Here is a 1,626-nt window from a genome sequence, read left to right as displayed (position 1 = left end):
GCGGAGCTAAAAGACTACGACGCTGAAGTCCATGAGTATTATGATCTTCGCGATCTCAATAACAGAGTTGATGAATTTACGACTCAAATTGCCAAGACCATGGACAAATCCGTTGCCAATCGTGCTAACACCTTGAAGGATCTACAAAAGCAGGGATTTTTCATCGACTAAAAAACGACTCTCAAAGAGTCGTTCTATAAATCGAATAATGTCATAGATGAAAGGAACTCATTTGCTAGTTCCTTTTTTTCGTAATCTAAAAACTCTGGCCGTTTCTTGACTAGGTTGTAACGTTTGGAGAGGTTCCATGTTCCAGTAGGATTGAGTTCAGGGTGATTGGAAACAAAGTCAATGGTTAAATCCCATTCACGTCGGTATCCAAGAGGACGCGAGTGATAGGTTACACCGTCAATCGTTACCGTCCCATAACTTCGGTGGGCATGACCGAAAACAACATCTTTAACGCTGTGCTTGACGAAAATCTTATGGAATTGTTCAGATCCTAAAAAAGCGTTAAAAGGTTTAAAACGCTCGTGAGTCATGGTGAAACGATTGTGAGGAACAAAATGCATGGCAACTATAAGTTTGCTAGTGTCCAAATCATTTAGAATATCGTCTAGCCTCTTGAGACCATTGTGACAGATTTCTGGATCGTTCCCCAATCGCTTGAGGCGTCTGTCGAACCAGAGTTGCTTCTTACGTTTGAGAATCTTATCCAACTTTTCACCAGAATAGGAATAATCATACCATCCATGAAAGGCCAATAATGTCATACTTCCTAAATCAATTACCTGAAAATCCAGATTATCAATAAGGTCATCCTCTAAATCAAGCATATCATGATTGCCTAAATTAGAGGTAACCTTGACCTCCTTAGAAAGTTTGTGTAGAAAAGGTTTCGTGTCGATAAAATAATGGTTAGAAATATCACCAGCGATATGGAGGTGAGTGACCTTTTGATCTTTTAGACACTTTATAAGAGTATCAATTTCATATGTCTCAAAATGATTTAAATCAATGTGTAAATCACTCATTACTGCAAGTCTTGTCATAGAAACATTGTAACAAAAAGGTCGTACCTTGTCCTTAGACGAAGATGATAAAAAATACTTGCCCTTGCGCTCTGTTTTCATTATGATAAGAATATGAATATCAAGTTAGAAATACAAAAGATGGCCAAGGAAATTGGTATTTCAAAAATTGGTTTTACAACCGCCGATGATTTCGACTATCTGGAAAAATCCCTTCGTCTTGGTATCGAAGAAGGGCGAACAACAGGATTTGAACATAAAAATATTGAAGAGCGTATTTACCCCAAATTGAGCTTGGAATCAGCTAAAACCATCATATCTATTGCTGTGGCCTATCCGCATAAGTTGCCGCAACAACCTCAAAAAACAGAATTTAAGCGTGGCAAAATCACTCCAAATTCATGGGGCCTAGATTATCACTATGTTTTGCAGGATAAACTGAAACGTCTGGCAAAAGGTATTGAAAAACTAACGGAAAACTTCGAATATAAAGGTATGGTGGACACTGGAGCCTTGGTTGATACAGCAGTGGCTAAGCGAGCTGGAATAGGCTTTATCGGAAAGAATGGACTCGTTATTTCGAAAGAATACGGGT

The 1,626-nt window shown here is 38.6% G+C and carries 3 protein-coding genes; 2 read left to right on the top strand and 1 reads right to left on the bottom strand.

All coding sequences use genetic code 11. The annotated features are described in order from the left end of the window. Positions 1–171, top strand: a 171-nt coding sequence (locus CGS49_RS14680) for a hypothetical protein (RefSeq protein WP_489752635.1), incomplete at its 5' end; no start/stop codon positions are given. Positions 172–194: 23 nt separating this feature from the next. Here the strand turns inward: CGS49_RS14680 and CGS49_RS13375 are convergent. Then, positions 195–1,052 (bottom strand): metallophosphoesterase, encoded by an 858-nt coding sequence (locus CGS49_RS13375; protein WP_023909690.1) that lies wholly within the window; start codon positions 1,050–1,052, stop codon positions 195–197. Positions 1,053–1,145: 93 nt separating this feature from the next. Here CGS49_RS13375 and CGS49_RS13370 point away from each other — a divergent pair. Beyond that, a partial coding sequence (locus tag CGS49_RS13370) for a QueG-associated DUF1730 domain-containing protein (protein ID WP_143405877.1) occupies positions 1,146–1,626 on the top strand: 481 nt, incomplete at its 3' end.

Source organism: Faecalibacterium langellae (assembly GCF_002549775.1).
Lineage (GTDB): Bacteria > Bacillota > Clostridia > Oscillospirales > Ruminococcaceae > Faecalibacterium > Faecalibacterium langellae.
This window is presented reverse-complemented; position numbering and strand designations above follow the sequence as displayed.